Annotated in this window: 15 protein-coding genes and 2 pseudogenes; 9 read left to right on the top strand and 8 right to left on the bottom strand. The window is 67.1% G+C overall.

The window, feature by feature from the left end; genetic code table 11:
• Positions 1-652 precede the first annotated feature (652 nt).
• The 3 genes from FRCN3DRAFT_RS0224805 to FRCN3DRAFT_RS46090 are packed head-to-tail and all read right to left on the bottom strand — an operon-like array spanning position 653 to position 3578.
• The gene (locus FRCN3DRAFT_RS0224805) at positions 653-1708 is read right to left on the bottom strand and encodes an aldo/keto reductase (protein WP_007510705.1); all 1056 of its coding nucleotides are present in this window, start codon (positions 1706-1708) and stop codon (positions 653-655) included.
• Positions 1705-2475, bottom strand: coding sequence for a TetR/AcrR family transcriptional regulator (locus FRCN3DRAFT_RS46095; RefSeq protein ID WP_007510707.1), 771 nt, complete (start codon positions 2473-2475; stop codon positions 1705-1707). The genes FRCN3DRAFT_RS0224805 and FRCN3DRAFT_RS46095 overlap by 4 nt, the downstream gene beginning before the upstream one ends.
• Positions 2476-2507: 32 nt before the next feature.
• Positions 2508-3578: an alpha/beta fold hydrolase gene (locus FRCN3DRAFT_RS46090; RefSeq protein WP_007510709.1), complete on the bottom strand. Its 1071-nt coding sequence runs from the start codon at positions 3576-3578 to the stop codon at positions 2508-2510.
• Between the two features lie 134 nt (positions 3579-3712).
• Between FRCN3DRAFT_RS46090 and FRCN3DRAFT_RS0224790 the strand changes: the two genes are divergently transcribed.
• The 6 genes and pseudogenes from FRCN3DRAFT_RS0224790 to FRCN3DRAFT_RS46085 all read left to right on the top strand — a co-directional run bounded on the left by FRCN3DRAFT_RS0224790 (position 3713) and on the right by FRCN3DRAFT_RS46085 (position 10432).
• Complete coding sequence (locus FRCN3DRAFT_RS0224790) at positions 3713-5116, top strand: hypothetical protein (protein ID WP_007510711.1); 1404 nt, start codon at positions 3713-3715, stop codon at positions 5114-5116.
• Complete coding sequence (locus FRCN3DRAFT_RS0224785) at positions 5117-6610, top strand: acyl-CoA reductase (protein WP_007510712.1); 1494 nt, start codon at positions 5117-5119, stop codon at positions 6608-6610.
• A gap of 297 nt (positions 6611-6907) precedes the next feature.
• On the top strand, positions 6908-8191 hold the full coding sequence (locus FRCN3DRAFT_RS0224780; RefSeq protein ID WP_007510714.1) for an aromatic ring-hydroxylating oxygenase subunit alpha: 1284 nt from the start codon (positions 6908-6910) through the stop codon (positions 8189-8191).
• A gap of 28 nt (positions 8192-8219) precedes the next feature.
• On the top strand, positions 8220-8546 hold the full coding sequence (locus FRCN3DRAFT_RS0224775) for a hypothetical protein (RefSeq protein ID WP_007510716.1): 327 nt from the start codon (positions 8220-8222) through the stop codon (positions 8544-8546).
• 168 nt (positions 8547-8714) lie between these two features.
• Positions 8715-9548 (top strand): TauD/TfdA dioxygenase family protein, encoded by an 834-nt coding sequence (locus tag FRCN3DRAFT_RS0224770; protein WP_007510718.1) that lies wholly within the window; start codon positions 8715-8717, stop codon positions 9546-9548.
• Positions 9549-9695: 147 nt separating this feature from the next.
• Positions 9696-10432 (top strand): annotated as a pseudogene (locus FRCN3DRAFT_RS46085) (SDR family NAD(P)-dependent oxidoreductase).
• Positions 10433-11045: 613 nt separating this feature from the next.
• Here the strand turns inward: FRCN3DRAFT_RS46085 and FRCN3DRAFT_RS0224755 are convergent.
• The 3 genes from FRCN3DRAFT_RS0224755 to FRCN3DRAFT_RS55310 all read right to left on the bottom strand — a co-directional run bounded on the left by FRCN3DRAFT_RS0224755 (position 11046) and on the right by FRCN3DRAFT_RS55310 (position 14225).
• The gene (locus FRCN3DRAFT_RS0224755) at positions 11046-12332 is read right to left on the bottom strand and encodes a cytochrome P450 (RefSeq protein ID WP_007510722.1); all 1287 of its coding nucleotides are present in this window, start codon (positions 12330-12332) and stop codon (positions 11046-11048) included.
• Positions 12333-13254: 922 nt separating this feature from the next.
• Positions 13255-13878: a DUF4982 domain-containing protein gene (locus tag FRCN3DRAFT_RS56475; protein WP_007510726.1), complete on the bottom strand. Its 624-nt coding sequence runs from the start codon at positions 13876-13878 to the stop codon at positions 13255-13257.
• Positions 13842-14225: a hypothetical protein gene (locus tag FRCN3DRAFT_RS55310; RefSeq protein WP_198939478.1), complete on the bottom strand. Its 384-nt coding sequence runs from the start codon at positions 14223-14225 to the stop codon at positions 13842-13844. Before FRCN3DRAFT_RS55310 ends, FRCN3DRAFT_RS56475 begins: the two co-directional genes overlap by 37 nt.
• Positions 14226-14487: 262 nt before the next feature.
• Here FRCN3DRAFT_RS55310 and FRCN3DRAFT_RS56470 point away from each other — a divergent pair, with 262 nt between their 5' ends.
• Positions 14488-14745 carry a LacI family DNA-binding transcriptional regulator gene (locus tag FRCN3DRAFT_RS56470; RefSeq protein ID WP_007510729.1) on the top strand — a complete coding sequence of 86 codons (258 nt, stop codon included), beginning with the start codon at positions 14488-14490 and terminating at the stop codon, positions 14743-14745.
• Between the two features lie 795 nt (positions 14746-15540).
• On the opposite strand, the pseudogene FRCN3DRAFT_RS46075 reads toward FRCN3DRAFT_RS56470, so the two are convergent.
• Positions 15541-16383: pseudogene (locus FRCN3DRAFT_RS46075) on the bottom strand (IS630 family transposase); the annotation flags it as partial.
• Between the two features lie 89 nt (positions 16384-16472).
• On the opposite strand from FRCN3DRAFT_RS46075, the gene FRCN3DRAFT_RS0224730 reads away from it, so the two are divergent.
• Positions 16473-17756: an IS256 family transposase gene (locus FRCN3DRAFT_RS0224730; RefSeq protein ID WP_007510736.1), complete on the top strand. Its 1284-nt coding sequence runs from the start codon at positions 16473-16475 to the stop codon at positions 17754-17756.
• 24 nt (positions 17757-17780) lie between these two features.
• Here FRCN3DRAFT_RS0224730 and FRCN3DRAFT_RS46070 read toward each other — a convergent pair whose 3' ends face one another.
• The gene (locus FRCN3DRAFT_RS46070) at positions 17781-18350 is read right to left on the bottom strand and encodes a helix-turn-helix domain-containing protein (protein ID WP_007510738.1); all 570 of its coding nucleotides are present in this window, start codon (positions 18348-18350) and stop codon (positions 17781-17783) included.
• Between the two features lie 273 nt (positions 18351-18623).
• Here FRCN3DRAFT_RS46070 and FRCN3DRAFT_RS58275 point away from each other — a divergent pair, with 273 nt between their 5' ends.
• A complete protein-coding gene (locus FRCN3DRAFT_RS58275) occupies positions 18624-19115 on the top strand; it encodes a helix-turn-helix domain-containing protein (RefSeq protein WP_269799865.1) in 492 nt (163 codons plus the stop codon).
• Positions 19116-19136: the final 21 nt, after the last annotated feature.

Genomic DNA, 19136 nt, shown 5'->3' with positions numbered 1-19136 from the left:
CGAGACCGCGTTGCCCTTCGACGATGGCCTGTTGGGCGTGGCGGAACCTGTGGGGCTTCTGGCCGGCGAGGTAGTGAGCACCGAAGGTCCCGTGTTGTCTGTCGATCCTGGCTGTGGCGGTCTGGCTGGTGAGGCGTCGCAGCTGGCGGGGGTTGATGTCCGCATCGACCCTCGGGGCATAGCGATACCTATGCGGCAACTCGCTGCGTTCCTGTGGTCTCCCCGGGCCCATTTGGCGCCTTCGATCTCGACCCTTGGCGGACGATCAACCGGACGGTGTTTGTACGATTCCGCCCCTTATTTCCGTTCCCCGCAAGGAACCTCACAAATAGGTCGATAACAGGTCAATAGAGCGGGCGGCCGGTAGCTCGTGGATCTCCGTCTGTGGTGCCAGAAGTCGGCCCGGTCCTGTGGGCTGGAATGATGTGGTTCAGTCTTGTGGGGCTCCTAAATCCGGATTTCGGCTTATGAGCTGGTACTGTCATTCCGGGCCAAGACGCAGCACCAGGGCGCGGATGGAACCGATGGAGTGGGGCCGACCGCGCTGCTTGGGGCGGGAGACAGCGGCGTAATGGCAGGCGATCAGCGTGCGGTGCCAGCGCAGGACGGTCTCCGTGTGCACCTGTAGCCGCAGACGCGGGCATAGCGCACGTCAGCGGCGGAGCCAGCTTTGCACGGTCGCGAGGAAGGCAGTGGGGTATTCCGCGGCGAGATCGGTGAGGTGGTCTAGTTCAGCCAGGGTTTCCTTGGGGACTTCGATGGTGAGGGCGGCGAGATTGTCTTCGAGCTGGGTCATGGTGCGGGCGCCGATGATGGTGGAGGTGACGGGGCGGGTGCGCTGCCAGGCGAGGGCGAGCTGAGCGGGGGTGCAGCCGAGCTCGGAGGCGGCTTTCGCGACGGCGGCGGCGATGGCGAAGCCGCGGTCGTTCTTGACGAGGGTGTCGAGTTCGACCTCGCGCTGACTCAACCGGGTGTCGGCCGGTGTCGTATCGCGGGTGATCTTTCCGGTAAGCATGCCGGCGGCGAGTGGGCTCCAGGCGATGAAGCCGAGTCCTTCCTCTTCTAGGAGCGGAAGGTGCTCGCGTTCGAGGGTGCGCACGATCAGGTTGTACTGGCCCTGGAGGGAGATGAACCGTTGTGTACCGCGGGCGTCGCTGGTCGCGAGTGCCTTCATGAGTCGGTAGGCATGGAAGTTCGATGCGCCGATGTAGCGGACCTTGCCTTCGTGGACGAGGTCGTCGAGGGTGTCGAGGGTTTCTTCGATCGGGGTGGTGGGGTCGTCGAAGTGGACCTGGTAGAGGTCGATGTAGTCGGTCTGTAGGCGGCGCAGACTGGTCTCGCAGGCGCGGCGGAGGTGGGTACGGCCGGTGCCCTTGTCGTGGGGGCCGCGTCCGGTGGGTAGTCCGGCCTTGGTCGCGATGATGGCCTTGTGTCGGCGGCCCTTGAGGGCCCGGCCGATGATGTCCTCGGAGGCGCCGTAGGCATCGGCGGTGTCGAGGAAGTTCCCGCCGGCGTCGAGGTAGCAGTGGACAAGCTGGACGGAGGTGTCCTCGTCGCAGCCCCAGTCCGGCATTCCGAACGTCATGGTGCCGAGGGCGAACGTCGAGATGTAGAGGCCGCTGCGTCCGAGTTGGCGCAGCGGGTTCCGGCTGTGCCGTGGGCGTGCGCCCGGGGGGACGGCGTGGCGTTGGGCGCCTGGCTCGGTCATGGTGTGCGTCCTTCAGGCGTGTCTGGGGTCGGTGCCAGCGGTCGACTGGGATCGGCGGTCGGTGGTGGGGGTGTGGCGGTGCCTGGGCTACGGCCGGCGAGGACGCCGTTGAGGAAGAGGGTGACTGCGTAGCGCAGGTGGCGTTCCTCGTTTTCGGGGGTGCGGGAGATGCCGAAGACGGCGAGCCAGGCGGGCATCGCGCTGACCAGGGTGAGGAAGTGCTCGGCCGCGAGCTCCAGGTCGTCGATCTGCACGGTGCCGGCGGCGGCGTGCCGGCGCAGCAGGTCCATGGCGGCGCGCATACGCGGTGACCAGGTCATGCTGTGCGAGCTGGCGGCGAACTCGGGGAAGCGGGCGGACTCGGCGATCGCCATCCGGCTTAGGCGGACGATGTCGGGGTCGACGGCGCGGGCCAGGTTGGTCCGGGCGATCGCCGTGAGACCGGCGACGAGGTCATCCGGGACCGGTTCGGTGAGGCGCTCGTCGCGCTCCTGGCGGGCGAGCGCCCACGAGATGACGGAGAGGAAGAGAGCGCGCTTGTCCGGGTAGCGGGCGTAGAGCGTGCGCTTGGTGATGCCGGCGGCCTGGGCGACCGTCTCCATCGTGGTGCGCTCGTAGCCCTGTTCGAGGAAGACGTCGACCGCGGCGCGGCGGAGCTGTTCGTTGAGTGCCGCGGCCTCGGTCGCTGTCGGTCGCCCGCGCGGCCGCCCGCCGCCGGAGGCGGGAGCTGTGCTGGCGGCGTCGGTGGTGGGCCGTGTCGAGTCCATCTAGAAATTGTACTGATCGGTATATTTTTGGGTCACGGTGCGGTCACCGCGGTCGCGTCGGTTCTGACTGTTCCGGGTGCGGCGGCCGTCGCCGCGGCGACCCAGGCGGCCCAGGTGTCGATGCGCTCCCACAGCAGCTGTCGGGTGGCGGCGAAGTTATGCATGTGCCCCATCCTCGGGCAGACGAAGAGGTCGACCGACCTCGCGGAGAGGTAGGCGCGGGGCTCACCTTTCGGGTCGGCGACGACGTCGCGTTCGCCCATGGCGACCAGTACTGGCGCGTCGACGGCGGCGGCCTCGGACGCGATGACCCCTGGGGTGAGGCACGACTTGACCACTCCTGGGTAGGTCGTGGACAACCAGGGTGGTGTATCGCCGCTCGGGGACTTGGATGGCCGGGGCGGGCCAGCGTCGGGGTCGCCGAGGTAGAACAGCCAGTTCGTCGCGGCTCGGGTGTCTGACGAGGTGAAGGTTCTGGCTCCGGCCGCGATCTCGGCGGCGTTCACGACAACCGGCGGGCGGCCAGGGTGGGAGTCGCGCAGAACCCAGGGCTGCATGATCGGCACCGCGCCCGGCGGGACCGGGGGGCGGGAGTGGACCACGCTGTACCCGAGGACGGCGATGCCGTCGTAGCAGTGGTGCTGGCCCTGCTGGACCACGGTCAGGCAGCCACCCATGGACTGGCCGAGCCCGAGCACCACGGGACTGGCGACCGGATCGAGCTCCGCGTGCAGAGTGCCTGACCGGAGCCTGTCGAGGACCTGGCGCTCCGCGGCCTGGGCCGCTGCCGCCAGCGTCGTGTAGTCGAGGCGTGCTGGGTCGTGATGGGTGCTGCTAGCGCCGACGCCGAGGTGGTCGACCGAAACGAAGATCCAGCCGCAGGCGGCATGCCACGCGGCTTGGCTGCCGGCTGCGGAACCCGCTCCGGGCAGGGCAGCAGTGAAGTAGCCGCGCGAGAGGCCCGCGCCTGGTTTGGCGAAGCAGACCATCCGCGGCAGGCCGCGCGGCAGGGGGTCCGGGATATGCACGGTGACCGCGATGGTGGCCGGCTCGCCAAGGCCAGCGGCGTCGGTGACGTCGATCTTCAGATCCAGACGTTCCACGCTGCCTCCACTGTCTAGCCGGCCCAGGTTCGGACCGCGGCCCCGTTGCCATCGCGCGCCGTCGCCGATCCGTTGACCGCAAGTATACGTATGCGTGTATTTTCGGTCCACGACCTGAGCACCAGGAGGGGCGGATGCCTCAGACCAGCCCGGCCATCGTGTTAGACCCGAGTGACCCGGCCGCGTGGACAGTCCACTCGGTCGACGAGCTGCTGTCGCTGCGGCGGGAGGGGGTCGATGCCGCGCAGCGCGCGGCGCTGTCCCGGCGGTTCGCGGCGCTGCGCCCGGCGGTTGACGCGCTCGACAAGCTGGCCACCAAGCAGGGCATCGAGCGGGTCGAGGAGATCGCGGACGTCGTGCCGGTGCTCTTCGACCATCGTGTTTACAAGGCATATCCGCTCAGCCTCATCGAGAAGCGGAATTTCAAGCGGCTGACGGCGTGGCTGGGCCGGCTGACCACCCACGACCTGTCCGCGATCCCGCTCGACGGGCTGCGGTCGGTCGACGCCTGGCTCGACCGCCTCGACGAGCATGAAATGATCATCGGCCATTCCACCGGGACGACGGGCAAGCTGAGTTTCATCCCGCGTTCGCAGGTCGAGTGGCCGGCGTGGAAGAACGCGTACTTCGAGGTGCTGCGCGCGGCGCTGGGCATCGACACGCGGGTGGAGAAGATCCCGAACCTGTCCGCCAGCGGCTACCGGTCGGGCCACCAGATGATGACCAAGATGGGTAGATTGTTCGGCCGCGCGTCGGCCGGCGGCGAGGCCAACCGGCACATGGTCAACGACTACCCGCTGTCCTCGGATCTGCTGTCACTCGCCGGCCGGCTGCAGGCGGCGGAGGAGCGCGGCGAGCTTGACCAGCTCACGCTTGACCCGGAGCTGCTCGCGGAGCGCCGGGCGTTCATCGAGGCGGCGGCGCACCGCGAGGAGGACCTGCAGAGCTGGTTCGTCAAGGTCGCGGAGGAGTTCCGTGGCCAGCGGATCCGCATCGGCGGCACCTACGCCGACCTGGTGCGCCTAGCGCTCAAGGGCCGCGAGCAGGGCATCGTCTGCGAGTTTGCCGAGGGCTCCCTCCTCATGGGCGGCGGCGGCTTCAAGGGGTACAGGGACGCGCCATCGGACTGGCGACAGTTGCTTATGGACTTCTTCGGGATCGGCCGAATCCACTCGATGTACGGGATGTCCGAGTGCATGGGCACCGCGCCGCTGTGCTCGGCCGGCTACTTCCACTTCCAGCCGTACGCCATCCCGATCGTTCTGGACGAGGACTTCCGACCGCTACCGGCCGACGGCGTCCAGACCGGTCGGCTGGCGCTGTACGACCTGCTCGCCGAGACCTACTGGGGCGGGTTCATCTCCAGCGACCGGGTCACCATGCACTGGGACTACGCCTGCGCCTGCGGATGGAAGGGCCCCCGGGTCGACCAGGACATCGCCCGGTTCGGCGAGCTGAAAGGTGGCGATGACAAGATCACCTGTGCTGGCACCGGCAAGGCGTACAGCGACTTCATGGACTACGTGGGACAGGCCTAGATGACCGCCGCACCGTTCGCGCCTGTGGCGGCCTCGACCGACATCGTGGAGATCCCGTTCCTCATCCGCGGGAAGGTCATCGAGCCGGGTGACGACGCCGTCGAGTACGGCGGCCGGACCGGAGGCCGATTCCGTACTCCCAACCCGCGCCGCTACGCCTCTCAGCTGGTGCTGGCCAACCCCAGCGACCTCGCCGACCTCGCCGCGCTGCCGATCGATGAGATCATCGACTTCCTCGCCGCGCTCGGCCCCCGGCTGGCCCTTGAGGACAACCCGCTGATGCAACGGGCGTACCGCATGGCGCTGGAGGCGGGCGAGCTGACCGAGCCGGTACTGCTGCCGGTCTACGAGAACGTCCCCGCGCTGTTCGACCGGTCGCGGCTGTCCGGGCGAATCGACCGGATCGTCGGCAAGGCCTACCTCGACGGCTGGGTCGAGCAGGGCCGGCCCGGCCTGTCGACGATCCGGCTGCGCGCCGTCGGCACCCGCAACATGCACATCATCGCCGGCAACGTACCGATCGTCGCTGCCATGACGGTCGTCAACTCGGCACTGACCAAGGGCGACTGCCTCATCAAGGCACCCTCGAACGACCCCTACACCGCCACCGCGATCGTCCGCACAATGATCGACATGGCGTCCGACCACCCGGTCACGAAGCACTTCGCGGTCGGCTACTGGAAAGGCGGCGACACGGCGGTCGAGAAGGAGATCTACCGGCCGTCACGGATCGAGAAGCTCACGGCCTGGGGCGGGATGTCCTCGATGACATACATCCAGCGCTACCTGGTCCCGGGCATCGAGCTCATCGCGATGAACCCGAAGCTGTCGATCTCGATCGTCGGCCACCAGGCGCTCGAAGACGACGCGTCTATGGCTACCGCGGCCCACGGGGTCGCGCTGATGGCCGGGCAGATGAACCAGACCGCCTGTTCCAGCACCCGCCTCGTCTACGTCGAGGCCAGCACCGAGGACGACGACCTGGACGCGCTCGAACGGTTCGGCCACGCGATCAAGCAGGCCTTCGAGGCACTTCCGCCGCACGAGTCGACCGCGCCCAAGCGGCCCGACCCTGAACTGGACCGCGAGCTGGAGGCGATCGCGCTCGACGAGGAGTTCTACCGCGTCATCGGCGACAGCTCCTCGTCCGGCGTCGTGGTGTCCCGGATCGACGAGCCGGTGGAGTTCGCCCAGCAGCTGACGAACCGGATCGTCAATCTGGTCCCGGTCGAGGACATCACCCAGGTCACGAACTGGGTCAGCGAGGAGACGCAGACCGTCGGGATCTACCCCGAGTCGCTGCGCGAGAAGCTGCGCGACGACCTCGCGCTGCACGGCGTCCAGCGCACGCTGCCTCTCGGCTCGTCGCTACGACCAGGCGTGCGGCGGGTGCCCGTCGACCCCGACCAGGCCAACGGACTACCGCACGACGGCACCTATCCGCTGCGCCGCATGGTCCGCTGGGTCATCGATGAATCCGACGACCCCCGCTGACCGGAGCAACCTCAGTCATTCCCCGGAGGTGCCAGCCTCAACGTCGTAAGAACGCCAGCTGACAAATCCGACGATCACCACACCGTCATTGTCGTACGTCGGAAGCGCCGCGGACCGGTAGGCTGTCGGCGCTTTCGATGCTGCCCAGGGTCATCTCTATCGATCGCTCCAGCGATGCGTTTGAAACCGCTCCCGGCGTCCACTTGCGCCCATCGCCGTCCATATGAGAATCTGCTTCTCGTAATCTGAGAGGGTTGCTATCGTGGCTGCCTGTCGGATACGGAAAGGATTGCGGACATGGCTCACTTCCCGAAGCCAGCTGAGGGCAGCTGGACCCAGCACTATCCCGACCTGAGCACGGCGGATGCCTCGTACGAGGACTCGATCTCGCCCGAGCACTATGAGCTCGAGCGCAAGGCGATCTTCGGTAAGACGTGGCTCAACGTCGGCCGGGTCGAGCAGCTTCCGAAGGTGGGCAGCTACTTCACCAAAGAGATCGACGCCGCTCGCTCGTCCGTGATCATTGTGCGGAACGCGGAAGGCATCCAGGCGTTTCACAACGTCTGTCGCCACCGCGGCAACAAGCTGGTCTGGCAGGACTTTCCGCGTGAGGAGACGTCCGGCACGGCGCGGCAGTTCATCTGCAAGTACCACGCCTGGCGGTACGACCTCGGCGGCGCCTGCACCTTCGTGCAGCAGGAGTCCGAGTTCTTCGACCTCGACAAGGCGAAGTACAGCCTCGCGGACGTGCGCTGCGAGATCTGGGAAGGCTTCATCTTCATCAACTTCGACAAGGACGGCACCCAGTCCCTCGTCGACTACCTCGGGCCCATGGCCGCGGATCTCGTTGGCTATCCGTTCGGCGAGATGACCCAGGTCTTCAAGTACAAGTCCGACATCGGCGCCAACTGGAAGCTGTTCATCGACGCTTTCATGGAGTTCTACCACGCGCCGGTGCTGCACGTTCGCCAGGCTGTTCCCAGCGAGGCGCAAAAGCTCCAGAGCTACGGCTACGAGGCCTTGCACTACCGCATCGAGGGACCGCACTCGATGGTCTCGAGCTGGGGCGGCATGTCCCCGCCGAAGGACCCCAGCATGGTCAAGCCGATCGAGAACGCGCTGCGCACCGGCCTGTTCGGCCCCTGGGACCCCCCGTTCGACATCGAACTCCCCCCGGGCGTCAACCCGGCCCGGCACAACGCCTGGGGCGTCGACTCGTTCCTGTTCTTCCCGAACTTCATGATCCTGGTCTGGAAGCCGGGCTGGTACCTCACGTACCACTACTGGCCGACCGCGGTGAACCGCCACACCTTCGAGTGCTCGCTGTACTTCGCTCCACCGAAGACAGTGAGCGACCGGCTTCGCCAGGAGATGGCCGCGGCGTCGTTCAAGGAGTACGGCCTGCAGGACGCCAACACCCTCGAGGCGACCCAGAGCATGCTCGAGTCCCGGGCGGTCAGCGAGTTCCCGCTGAACGACCAGGAGCTCCTCCTGCGTCACCTGCACCAGACCGCCCGCGCGTTCTGCGCCGAGTACGTCAAGACCACCCCGGGCGCCAAGCCGTCCCCGGCGCTGGTCTGACCGCCCGGCTGATCGAGAGGAGCCACCTGTGGCCAAGCTGCCCGCGGACTTCGCGGACCTGGAGCCGTTCATCGACTGGTGCCTCGTGACCGAGGACGAGCGGTTCGCCAAGCGGTACGTCTCGAACATGGACGAGATGCAGACGTTCTACGACGCGGCCTTTCCTCGCATCCAGGATGCGCTGAGCTACCTCGACAAGTTCGACCTGGACGACCTCCCCGAGGACACCTACAACCTGCTCCTCATGTACTACTCGCTGTGCACGATCTCGTTCCCGGTCGAGGCGTGGCGCCAGCCGCGCGTGCCGGACGCGGGCGCCGCGCACATCTCGAACGTCCTCGCCCCCGCCATCTAGCCCCCGCCTGCCGACCCAACCTGGGAACAGTGCAGGCCCCCGGCGCACGGGTTGTCTGGCCAGTGGTCGATCGCCAGCCACCAGCAGAACCCGTGCGCCGGCACACCCAAAACAGCCCCGAACGGCGGCTCTCGACCATCTCGGCCGAGACCAGACACGGGAGGAACGATGTCCGTCACTGTCAGCCCGATCAGCCCCGAGGTGGGTGTCGAGATCACAGGCCTGACCGGCAGTCAGCTGGCGGATCCCGCGGTCGCCGCGGACACACAGAAGTACCTCGATGAGCACGGTGTGGTGATCTACCAGGGGGCGCACATCGGTGACGCCGACCTGGTGGCGCTGAGCCGGTTGCTCGGCGAGGTGGTCGTCGCGCCGATGGGCGGGGAGAAGGAGTACCCGGAGGTCTCCGCGATCACTCTGGACCCGGCGCAGAGCGTGCTCGCCGCCTACCGGGCTGGCACGTTCTACTGGCACATCGACGGCGCGAACGACCTGGTTCCGCAGAAGGCAACGCTGCTGACCGCGCTGGAGGTCGCCACGGAGGGCGGCGACACCGAGTTCGCGAACCTCTACGCGGCCTATGACGGGCTCTCCGACGAGGAGAAGGCCAGGTTCGGGGAGTTTCGCGTAGTACACAGCTTCGCCGCGGCGCAGCGGCTGGTGCACCCCAATGCGTCGGAGAAGATGCGGGCGTCGTGGGACAAGGTTCCGTCCCGGGAGCACCCTATGGTCTGGACGCGACGTAACGGGCGCAAGTCACTGCTCGTCGGAGCGACCGCGGACCACGTCGTCGGCTTACCGGCCGAGGAAAGTCGGGCGCTGCTCGACCGACTGCTCGACTGGGCGACCCAGCCCCGGTTCGCGCTGCGCCACCACTGGCGCCTCGGTGACCTGGTGATCTGGGACAACACCGGCATCCTGCACCGGGCGCAGCCCTACACGGCCGAGTCCCGCCGGCTGATGCACCGCACCACCCTGGTCGGCGAGGAAGCCGTGGCTTAGGCGGAGCGCCAGGGTGCCCCGACGAAGCCAGAGCGGCCCCGGGCCGGGGAGGTGGCGCCGCGCCGACGGCGGCGTCGCCCAAGGCAGGGGCGTCACCGACCGAACTATCAGAGATCAAGCCTGACACCGAAGGGAAACGACGCGCGGATGACCGCGGCACCCAGCGATAGCCTGGCTGGCAAGGTCGCGATCGTCACCGGTAGCCGCTCGGGCATCGGACGCGGCTGCGCGCCGCGCCTCGCCGCCGACGGCACCAGGATCGGCGTCTTCGACCTGGACCCGGGCAACGCCAAGGCGGTCGCCGACGAGATCGCCGCCGCGGGCGGCGAGGCGCACCCGGTCACCGTCGACGTCACCAGCCGCGAGCAGATCGACGCGGGCGTCGCCGAGATCAACGACCGGTTCGGCCCGGCCGTGATCCTGGTGACGTCGGCCGGCCACGAAGGCTTCCGCTGATTCCTCGACATCAACGCCGAACAGTGGAACGCGCTGGTGAACGTGAACCTCACCGGCACGTTCCACAGCTGCCAGGCCGTCGTCCCCGATATGATCGAGGCCGGCTGAGGCCGGATCGTGACCATCTCGTCGTCGTCCGCCCAGGGCGGCCAGCAGTAGTTCATGACGCACTACTCGGCGTCCAAAGGCGGCGTCATGACCTTCACCAAGTCCCTGGGGCTGGAGCTCGGCGAGCACGGGATCACCGTGAACACGATCCCGCCCGGCTTCATCATCACCCCGATAACCGAGCGTAACGTCGCCAAGGGCTTCCCCGGCCCCGGCGCCAAGCCGAGGACGTCGCCGCTGCCTGCTCCTTGCTCTGCCGTGACGAGGCCAGCTACATCACCGGCCAGATCATCGGCGTCAACCGTGGCCGCAACACCTGAAGCTCAGTGCAGAGGACCGCCGGCTCGGGCAACCGCCACGAGCCGACACATGGTCTGCCGCACGTGCCGATCAACTGACCTGTGCGCCCGTCACCCGGCCGCGGCCCGTGATCCGGGATCACAGCGCCACTCCAGGCGCCCATCGTCAGATCGCGCCTCGGCCGCCGACGCGGACAGCGGCCCCCGCTCGTACCTTGGGCTCCGGCCAGCTCGTCAGCTCGGTCGCGGCCGTGACGAGGAACGCCGACCAGCGTGGGCGAGGGAACATCTGGGCAGCGCCGCCAGCAGTATCCGATCGGACGGGGAGTACCGCGGCCGAGCGACCTGACGGCGTGGAACGGCTAGCTGGTGGCGCAGGACAGCAATCTCGACGTCCTTCTCCAGAGACCGGGTGCCGCTGGAGCCGGCAGGTGTCGATCTTTTGAATACCGCGGCTACCTCGGCGTGTCACCCACCAACCCGCTATCAGCACCACAAGTACGATCGATTCCGTTGGACGGCAACTTTGCCGGGGCCCTGTCGACGACAGCGACGCGATGTCCGTCGGTGGCGAATCGTCGCACGATGCCGAGTCCGGTGCCGGACGCGCCGCCGGCGACGAAGGCAGCGCGGCTCACTGGTCACCGCCGACGGGCGTGAATACCAGGTGCAGCTCGGTGAGCCCCCGCTGCATCCAGCTCGGCGCATACGTGAAGCGCCGGGAGTCCGGCGACCCGTGATGCTCCTCGGAGAGCCGGATGTCGCGGGTCCGCGCGAGGATTCGCTCAAGGCTGATGCGTCCTTCGACGCGGGCCAGCGGCCCGCCAGGACAAGAGTGAATTCCGCGCCCGAAGGATATGTGCTGTCGGACGTTCTTTCGATCGATGCGAACTTCGGCCGGGCATTCGAAACGTCGCGGATCGCGGTTGGCCGCGCCGTTGAGTAGCATGACCGGTGTGCCCGCCGCGATTTCGACGTCGCCGATGGTGGTTGCTCGCCTGGCCAACCGGAAGTCTGCCTTGACGGGACTTTCGACGCGGAGTGTCTCTTCGATCAGGTCAGGGATCAGCTCAGGGTGCTTCCGGAGCTCGTCCTGCGCTTCGGGGTTTTCGGCCAGGTATTTGAGAGTTGAGGCGAGCAGCACCGCGGTCGTCTCCTGACCGGCGGCGAAGAGGAATGTCGATACTCGAACCACCGCGATCACCTCAGGCGTGCTGCCATCAGGGTAGGTCGCCTGTGCCAGGCTGGTTAGCACATCATTGCGTGGTTCCCGTCGCCGGTCCTCGATGTACCGTGTGAACTCGGCGTCGAGCCACCCGAGCGGGTTGGATTCTCCGTCGTCCTGCTCGCCGTCACCGATCTGACCAAGGTTGCCGCCGGGACCGAAGCCCTCGCGGAACCTCTGGTGGTCGGCCTCGGGCACGCCGAGCACGTCGGCGACAGCGAGCATGGCGAAGGGCTTTGCATATTCGCCGATGAACTCACAGCTACCGTTATCGATGAATTCGTCGATCTGTTGATCAGCCAAGCGCCAGATGAAGGATTCATTCTCCCTGAGCCGTCTCGGCGTCAGAAGTCGCATAAGGAGTTCACGCTCGCGGGTGTGTGCGGGCGGGTCCATAGTGATCATGTGTTCATGTAATGGAATAAGGTCACGGTACCGGTCGATGATACCGCTCACGTCATCGCCGTCGAGCGGTACGGGGAACGGCGCGAACGGGCCGACCGCCGAATTGCACGACGAGAAGGTTTCGGCGTCCCGGTACACCTCAGTCGCTTCGTCGTAGCCGGTTACGGCTACGACTCCAAGGTGCGGCAACGGTAGGACTGGACACACCGAGCGCAACTCGTCGAAGTAGGGATAGGGGTCGTCGACGAGCGACTCATCGTTGAAGAAGTCAACCGTCTTCCAATCGGGCAACTCTCTCTCCTTCCAACATCAGGCTGTCGGCGCCGTGTGTCGATAGTGCCGAAAGCCAACCAGACTTCCTGCATGCCCAGCGCGGAATTGAGGTTCCGCTATGCAACAGTGTGACGGCCGACAGCAAGCCTGCTCGGTTGTCCCGTCAACCACGGCGGACCAGGAACTCGTTGCGACGGATGCCCGGGTCGAGTTCGCCCACGGGACAAACCCGCCGAACCAAGGGTCGTTGGATCCGTGGCTCGAGCCTTGCGTCCTCCCTCGTGAACGCGAAGCGGGTCGTCCGCCCCTTCTCGATCTGCGCATCACCAGCGAGGTGGGCCGCCCGCCTCGATTGATATCATGGAGGCGCAGTACGATGCTATACGATCGTATATTTTTTTTCAAGGGTGCCCCACGAAGACACCACGACGACCGCCCAGCCCACGGCCCGCCGGTTCTGCGCCACAGCAGTGGCCCGCCGGTTCAGTGGGATGACGCAGCGCTCGAGGCGGTCGGCCAGCATCCGCCGGTAGGGGGCGAGCGCGGTTCGGGAGAAGGAGCCTTCCTCCGCTCGATCATCACCCGTTTCGCCCCGAGGCGATAGGCTCTCGGTCCGAGATCCGAAACGATCGGATGTCTTCGGCAGGCCGGTGAGAGTGGTCGCACGCGTCGACGGACGTTCGACGAAGGTCGATCCCTCGGCCGTTCACCTGGCCACATGTCGGCGTTGACATCGCCGCCGTCGACTTGGTGGGTGGTGGTAGCAGCACCCACCAAGTCGACGGGGAATCGACTTAAGGTCGCAGGCCTCCCAGCGTGCGGCGCGGCGCGGTTGGTCTAGGTGGTGGCGGGCGGGTGATCCCGGCCAGCTGATATCGCCGAGATTATTTATGCGGTCGTCACGGCGGTGGCCCTGGCGAGTACTGGTCGAGTGGGCCGACTACCATTCGGGCGACCAAGGTGTCACCGCGTCGTTCGACTGCGGCCCAGTGGTCGTCGTCCACCCGACGGTCAGGCAGGCGTCGCCGTTGGGGATCAATGCGGCAGCCTGCCAGTGCTGGTCTCGGGTTCGCACCGCGAGCAGGTGGCGTGCTTTGCGTGCCTCAGATGCCCGGCCGGCGGCGAGGACGGCGCCACCGTCTTTTCTAATGCGGGCGAATGTCTGTGAGTTGGTTTCGGGCGAGATCCACCGGGGGTGCAGCGCCGGTGCGGGAACGCGTCGGTGAAGGACGTGCGCGGTGCCGACGCTGTGAACCGGTCCTCGACGACGGTGGGCCACTCTCCGGCCCACTCGATGCGGCCAGGAAGGTCTCGCGACCGAGGTCGGTGTCGTCGGGGCGATCCGGGCGCGGTCGGCGGTGGTGCGCAGCCGGACCTCTGTGGCCGCCGACCGAAGTGGGCTGCGGCCGGTCTCGGCGCCGCCGGTATAGGCGACGGTGATGATTTCCCCGGGTTCGTAGACGGTGCCGAACTCGGCCTCGAATCGGTTCTTCTCACCCGCCGGGACGGTGCCGGCCCAGCGCCCGTTCACCGGCAGGTCGACCTCATCGGCGTCCGAGTCCACCTTGATTCTTCTTCGCCGTGCCTCACCAGCCGGTCGGCGTGGACGAAGATGTTGGAATAGCCGTAGTCGCATTGGGCCGCGAAGTCGCCGTTGAGGTAGAGCCGGGCGCCCCGGTCCACGCCCTCGAATTCGGCGGTGACCCGCCGGCCTCGGTATCCTGTCGGCACGAAGAACGTCTTCTTTTGCTGATGGGTGCCACCCTGCTGGCTACCGCGCCGGCCCGCCTCCGGGGCGGTGCCGTCGCGCCCGCGCTCCACGGTCGCGTCGTGGGGCAGCCCGACCTCGCCCCGAGGTGCGTCGTCTCGGCCGAGGATGTCCGGTAACGCATCGCTCTTCCGGCGGATCAACCAGCCGTTGTTGAAGGACGTACGGATCAACCGAACTCTCCTGCTTGCGCTCCGGGACGATCAAACGAGCCACGCGCGGTCGTCACGACACATTGGGCACGGCCCGACGGTGCGTGTCTCATATCACTAGCGCGCGCTGAGCTGCCTCGGCGGAGGCTACCACCACATCGCTAGCGCGGGCAAGTCCCGAAGGTTCACCTAGCGGGACGGAGCTGGGCTGGTGGCGGGGTCAGAGGCAACGGCGTGGAGGCATGTCACAGCCATGGACGTGGCCCAAGCGGCGGGGGTGTCGCGAGCGACCGTCGGATTCGTCCTCAACGACACCCGTGGGCACCGCATCTCCACGAAGACCCGCGAACGACTATTGGCCGCAGCCCTCCGCCTCCGCCACCGGCCGAACAGCGCCGCGAGGGCACTAGCCAGCGGCCGCAGTGGGGTCATCCTGGTCGGCCTGCCAGACTGGCCGCTGGAGTTCACCTTCCGCAACTACCTCGACGAAGTGTCCCTTGTGCTGGACTAGTCCGGCTACTCGCTGGTCACCAACATCCGCCGCTCCGACGGGCGACCCGCCCGCTCCGGGAGTCACTGAACCCGGACGCCGTCTTCGGGCTCGTCCCCTTCAGTTCGGACGAGCTCGCCTCCATGCAGGGCTGCGGGATCCGGCGGATCCATCCCGACCCCACTCGGCTCAACAACGCCGACCTCGCGATGGCGATCCGTACCGGGCCCGAGTTGCAGGTCACGCACTTGAACGAGCGTGGTTGCAAGAAACTGGTATTCGCCGCCTTCGGGAACCCGGGCCCGAACTCGCTGGTGGAGGCACGCTACCGCGCCGCCTGCGACTGTGCTGTCTCGCTGGGTCTGCCGCCGCCGGAGCTAGCGACCTGGCCGGCACCGGCGACGAGACCCCGCCGATGGCATTCTCGCGGCCCCGGCGGCCCGGCGGGTGGCCGCCCAGCCGGGTGTGTCCCGGTCGGTGTCCGGCCGCTTCCTCCCGTGGAGGTACTCGGGATCGACGATCGTCGTCGTGGCCGATCCCAATGGCACAGAGACAGTAGCTGCCGCCGGGCCGACGACGCGGATCGTTGGCAGACCGAGTTCGTCGACTCCCGTGGCGGCCACGGCCTGCTCGGCGTCGTCGATGACCGCACCGCCGTCGGCACCGCCGGCTGGCGGCCGGCAAAACTCGTCTACCGGATCGCCTTCGGCCTACGCAACGTCGCCGACCGAAAACGCCGTGCCCGCTACATCGCCTCGCGCTTCACCCGCCCACCTGGCCACCTGGCCACTTCCCGTCACCCGCGAAGGGTCGTATCTAGTGTTCCCCGTCAGAAATCTCGCTGGCCAGGTTTGCCTTGTTGTTGGCTGCCGATGGGTTGATCTTGGTGAGGTAGTCGGCGAGGGAGGCGAGGATCTCGTCGGCGGTCTTGGTCCAGGTGAAGGGCCGGGGGTCGCGGTTCCAGGTGTCGATCCAGGTGCGGATGTCGGTCTCGAGGGCCTGGACGGAGGTGTGGACGCCTCGGCGGATGAGCTTGTCGGTGAGCAGGCCGAACCAGCGTTCGACCTGGTTGATCCAGGAGGAACCGGTCGGGGTGAAGTGGACGTGGAAGCGGGGATGGCGTTCCAGCCAGATCCTGATCTCGGGGGTGTTGTGGGTGGCGTAGTTGTCGCAGACCAGGTGCACGTCCAGGCCTGCCGGGACGGCCTTGTCGATCGAGACCAGGAATTTGCGGAACTCGATGGCGCGGTGGCGGCGGTGCAGTTCCCCGATGACGGTGCCGTCGGCGATGTTGAAGGCGGCGAACAGGCTGGTGATGCCGTGGCGCAGGTAGTCGTGGGTGCGCCGCTCGGGCATGCCGGGCATCATCGGCAGGACCGGCTGGGAGCGGTCGAGCGCCTGGATCTGGCTTTTCTCGTCGACGCAGAGCACGACCGCCTTCTCCGGCGGGTTGTGGTAAAGGCCGACGACGTCGACGACCTTGGCCACGAACTGCGGGTCGGTCGAGAGCTTGAAGCTGTCCTGCAGATGCGGTTTGAGGTCGAAGCGTTTCCAGATCCGCCCGATCGTCGAGGGCGACAGGCCGGTGCGTTTCGCCATCGACGCCCGCGACCAGTGCGTGTCCGCCCCGGGCGTCGTTTCCAGCGTCGCGACGATCACGTCCTCGGGGCGTGTCATGACGACTGTGTAAGTCGGAGGTGGACCAGGATCGATCTACCTTGATCGGGTAGGTCAGAAATGGACACCGAATGACGCAGAGTGGAACGCTTCGGACAAATGACGAGGCGGCGGCACAGAGAATCGCGGAGGCTTTCGCGCCGGATGCGATCGACGCGTTGTTGAAGGATGCGAAAGCGACCGGAACTCCGGTCGACGGGGTCGACGGTTTGTTGAACCGGATGACGAAGGCGGTCCTGGAGCGTGCCCTGCAGGTCGAGATGACCGACCATCTCGGGTACGAGGTCGGCGATCCGGCCGGTCACGGTACGGGGAACTCCAGGAACGGGATGTCCACGAAGACGGTGTCGACGCGTAACGGGCCGGTCGATATCGAGGTGCCGCGTGACCGGAACGGCTCGTTCGAGCCGACGATCGTGCCGAAACGTGCCCGTCGGATAGGGAACCTCGATGACACGATCCTGTCGTTGTACTCGCGGGGAATGACGACGCGTGACATCGAGGCGCACCTGGGTGAGGTCTACGGGGTCCAGGCGTCCCGGGAGTTGATCTCGAATGTCACCGAGGTGGTGGTCGATGAGATCAAGGCGTGGCAGTCCCGGCCGCTCGACGAGGTCTACCCGATCCTGTATGTGGACGGTCTGCGGATCCGGGTCAAGGACAACGGCGTGGTCACGACCAAGGTCGCCTACCTGGCCGTGGGGGTCGACGTCGACGGGCGCAAGCACGCGCTGGGCTGCTGGATCCAGGATGCCGAGGGGGCGAAGTTCTGGCAGAAGGTCTTGGCCGACCTGCGTAACCGCGGCGTGCGGGACCTGTTGATCGTGTGCTGCGACGGGCTCACCGGCCTGCCCGAGGCCGTCGTCGCGGTCTTTCCCGAGACCGTGGTGCAGACGTGCGTCGTCCATGTGATCCGTAACGCGATGCGTTTCGTTTCCTACAACGACCGGAAGGCCGTCGTCAGGGCCATGAAGGAGATCTACACCGCGCCTACCCTCGAGGCCGCCGAACTCGGCCTGGCCGCCTTCGACAAGAACTTCGGGGCCCAGTATCCGGGCGCTGTCGACGTGTGGCGTCACGCGTGGGCGGAGTTCATTCCTTTCCTGGACTACCCGCCGGAGCTCCGGAAGATCGTCTACACGACGAACGCCATCGAGTCGATGAACTTCCAGCTCCGGAAAATCACGAAGAACCGAGGCCACTTCCCGGACCGGGATGCGGCGATGAAGCTCCTCTACCTCGGACTCCGGAACATATCGAGCCATCGAGGCGGTGAGTCCGGGACCGGGACCCACGGCTGGAAAGTGGCACTCAACTCGCTCGTGAACCTCTTCCCGGGGCGCTTGCCTTTCTGATAACGTCGACGTGTAGGCTGCTATTCACCTCTGGCTTACACGGAAATCATGACAGGCTCCGTCCTCGACCTGGTCGAGCAGAATCGACGGGGGCCGGCCCACCCGCGGCTCGTCGGACAGCCCGTCGAGGCGACGTTCGGTGAACCGGGTCCGCCATCGCAGCACCGTCGACTCGTCGACGCCGAGCTCGGCGGCGACCCGCCGATCAGTCCCGCCCTCAGCGGCGCGCAGCACGATCCGTGCCCGCAACGCGAGGAACTGGGCCGTCTTCGCCCGCCGCGCCCAGCGTTCCAACTGGACCCGCTCGGGCTCGGACAGCACAAGCTCCGCGGCCTTCGACCGACCCGACGGAGCAGCATCCTCCAGACCAGCCAACCGGCCACGGGCGAACGACCGCCGCCAGCGGCCCGCCGTCCGCAACGACACCCCGACCGACGCGGCCACTTCCGGGTTCGACAGGCCCTCCGCCGCCGCCAACACGATCCGCGCCCGCTCCACGACCCGGCGATCCACATCGCCCAGCCGCCGGACCAACTCGCCACGCTCGTCCTCAGACAGGACGACCTCAACCGCAGCAGAGCCGGAACGCACCATAGCGACAGAGTAGTACTTACCCGCCTAATTTCTGACGGGGCACACTAGTGCGCTGTCCACGAACTTTCGCCGGTTTGGGACACGCCGGGCTGGCTGCGGCTGATGGGCTGGGTGGGCGTGCACTGTCGGTACCGGCCTCGTCTGTCCGGTACTGGGAGGTGGCGGGTGGCGGAGCCCGTAAGGGCGCGGCGGTTGACCGACGAGGAAGGCCGCCGTCTGCAGGGGATCGTCCGGCGGGGCACGCATTCCTAGGTCCGGGTCCGGCGGGCGACGATCGTGATGGCGTCGGCGGCGGGGACACCGGTGGCGGCGATCGCCCGGCTGGTGGCCGCGGACGAGGACACGGTCCGCGACGTGATCCACAACCTCAACCGGATCGGGTTGGCCTGCCTGGACCCTCGGTGGGCGGGAGGCCGTCCCCGCCTGATCAGTGAGCAGGACGAACAGTTCCTGGTCACGACGGCCACCACCCGCCCGACGAAACTCGGGCGGCCGTTCACGCACTGGAGCCTGCGCAAACTCGCCGCCTATCTCGCCGACAACCCCGACCGCAACGTCACGGTCGGCCGGGAGCGGCTGCGCCAACTGCTGCACGCGAACGGGATCTCGTTCCAACGGACTAGGACCTGGAAGGAGTCGACCGACCCCGACAAGGAAGCGAAGCTGGACCGGATCGAGTATGTGACCAGCACGTTCCCGAACCGCTGCTTCGCCTTCGACCAGTTCGGCCCGCTCTCGATCCGCCCGACCCACGGCACCGGCTGAACCGGGGAAAGCCACCCCGAC

Origin of the sequence: Pseudofrankia saprophytica (assembly GCF_000235425.2) — a bacterium.
Lineage (GTDB): Bacteria > Actinomycetota > Actinomycetes > Frankiales > Frankiaceae > Pseudofrankia > Pseudofrankia saprophytica.
Note: the sequence above shows the minus strand (reverse complement) of the source record. Positions and strands in the feature narration are given on the sequence as shown.

Excerpts from the sequence above, each read along its gene's own strand:
- FRCN3DRAFT_RS0224805 (WP_007510705.1), bottom strand. The coding sequence starts at position 1,708 with ATGACCGAGCCAGGCGCCCAACGCCACGCCGTCCCCCCGGGCGCACGC.
- FRCN3DRAFT_RS46095 (WP_007510707.1), bottom strand. The coding sequence starts at position 2,475 with ATGGACTCGACACGGCCCACCACCGACGCCGCCAGCACAGCTCCCGCC.
- FRCN3DRAFT_RS0224790 (WP_007510711.1), top strand. The coding sequence starts at position 3,713 with ATGCCTCAGACCAGCCCGGCCATCGTGTTAGACCCGAGTGACCCGGCC.
- FRCN3DRAFT_RS0224785 (WP_007510712.1), top strand. The coding sequence starts at position 5,117 with ATGACCGCCGCACCGTTCGCGCCTGTGGCGGCCTCGACCGACATCGTG.
- FRCN3DRAFT_RS0224780 (WP_007510714.1), top strand. The coding sequence starts at position 6,908 with ATGGCTCACTTCCCGAAGCCAGCTGAGGGCAGCTGGACCCAGCACTAT.
- FRCN3DRAFT_RS0224770 (WP_007510718.1), top strand. The coding sequence starts at position 8,715 with ATGTCCGTCACTGTCAGCCCGATCAGCCCCGAGGTGGGTGTCGAGATC.
- FRCN3DRAFT_RS56470 (WP_007510729.1), top strand. The coding sequence starts at position 14,488 with ATGGACGTGGCCCAAGCGGCGGGGGTGTCGCGAGCGACCGTCGGATTC.
- FRCN3DRAFT_RS0224730 (WP_007510736.1), top strand. The coding sequence starts at position 16,473 with ATGACGCAGAGTGGAACGCTTCGGACAAATGACGAGGCGGCGGCACAG.
- FRCN3DRAFT_RS46070 (WP_007510738.1), bottom strand. The coding sequence starts at position 18,350 with ATGGTGCGTTCCGGCTCTGCTGCGGTTGAGGTCGTCCTGTCTGAGGAC.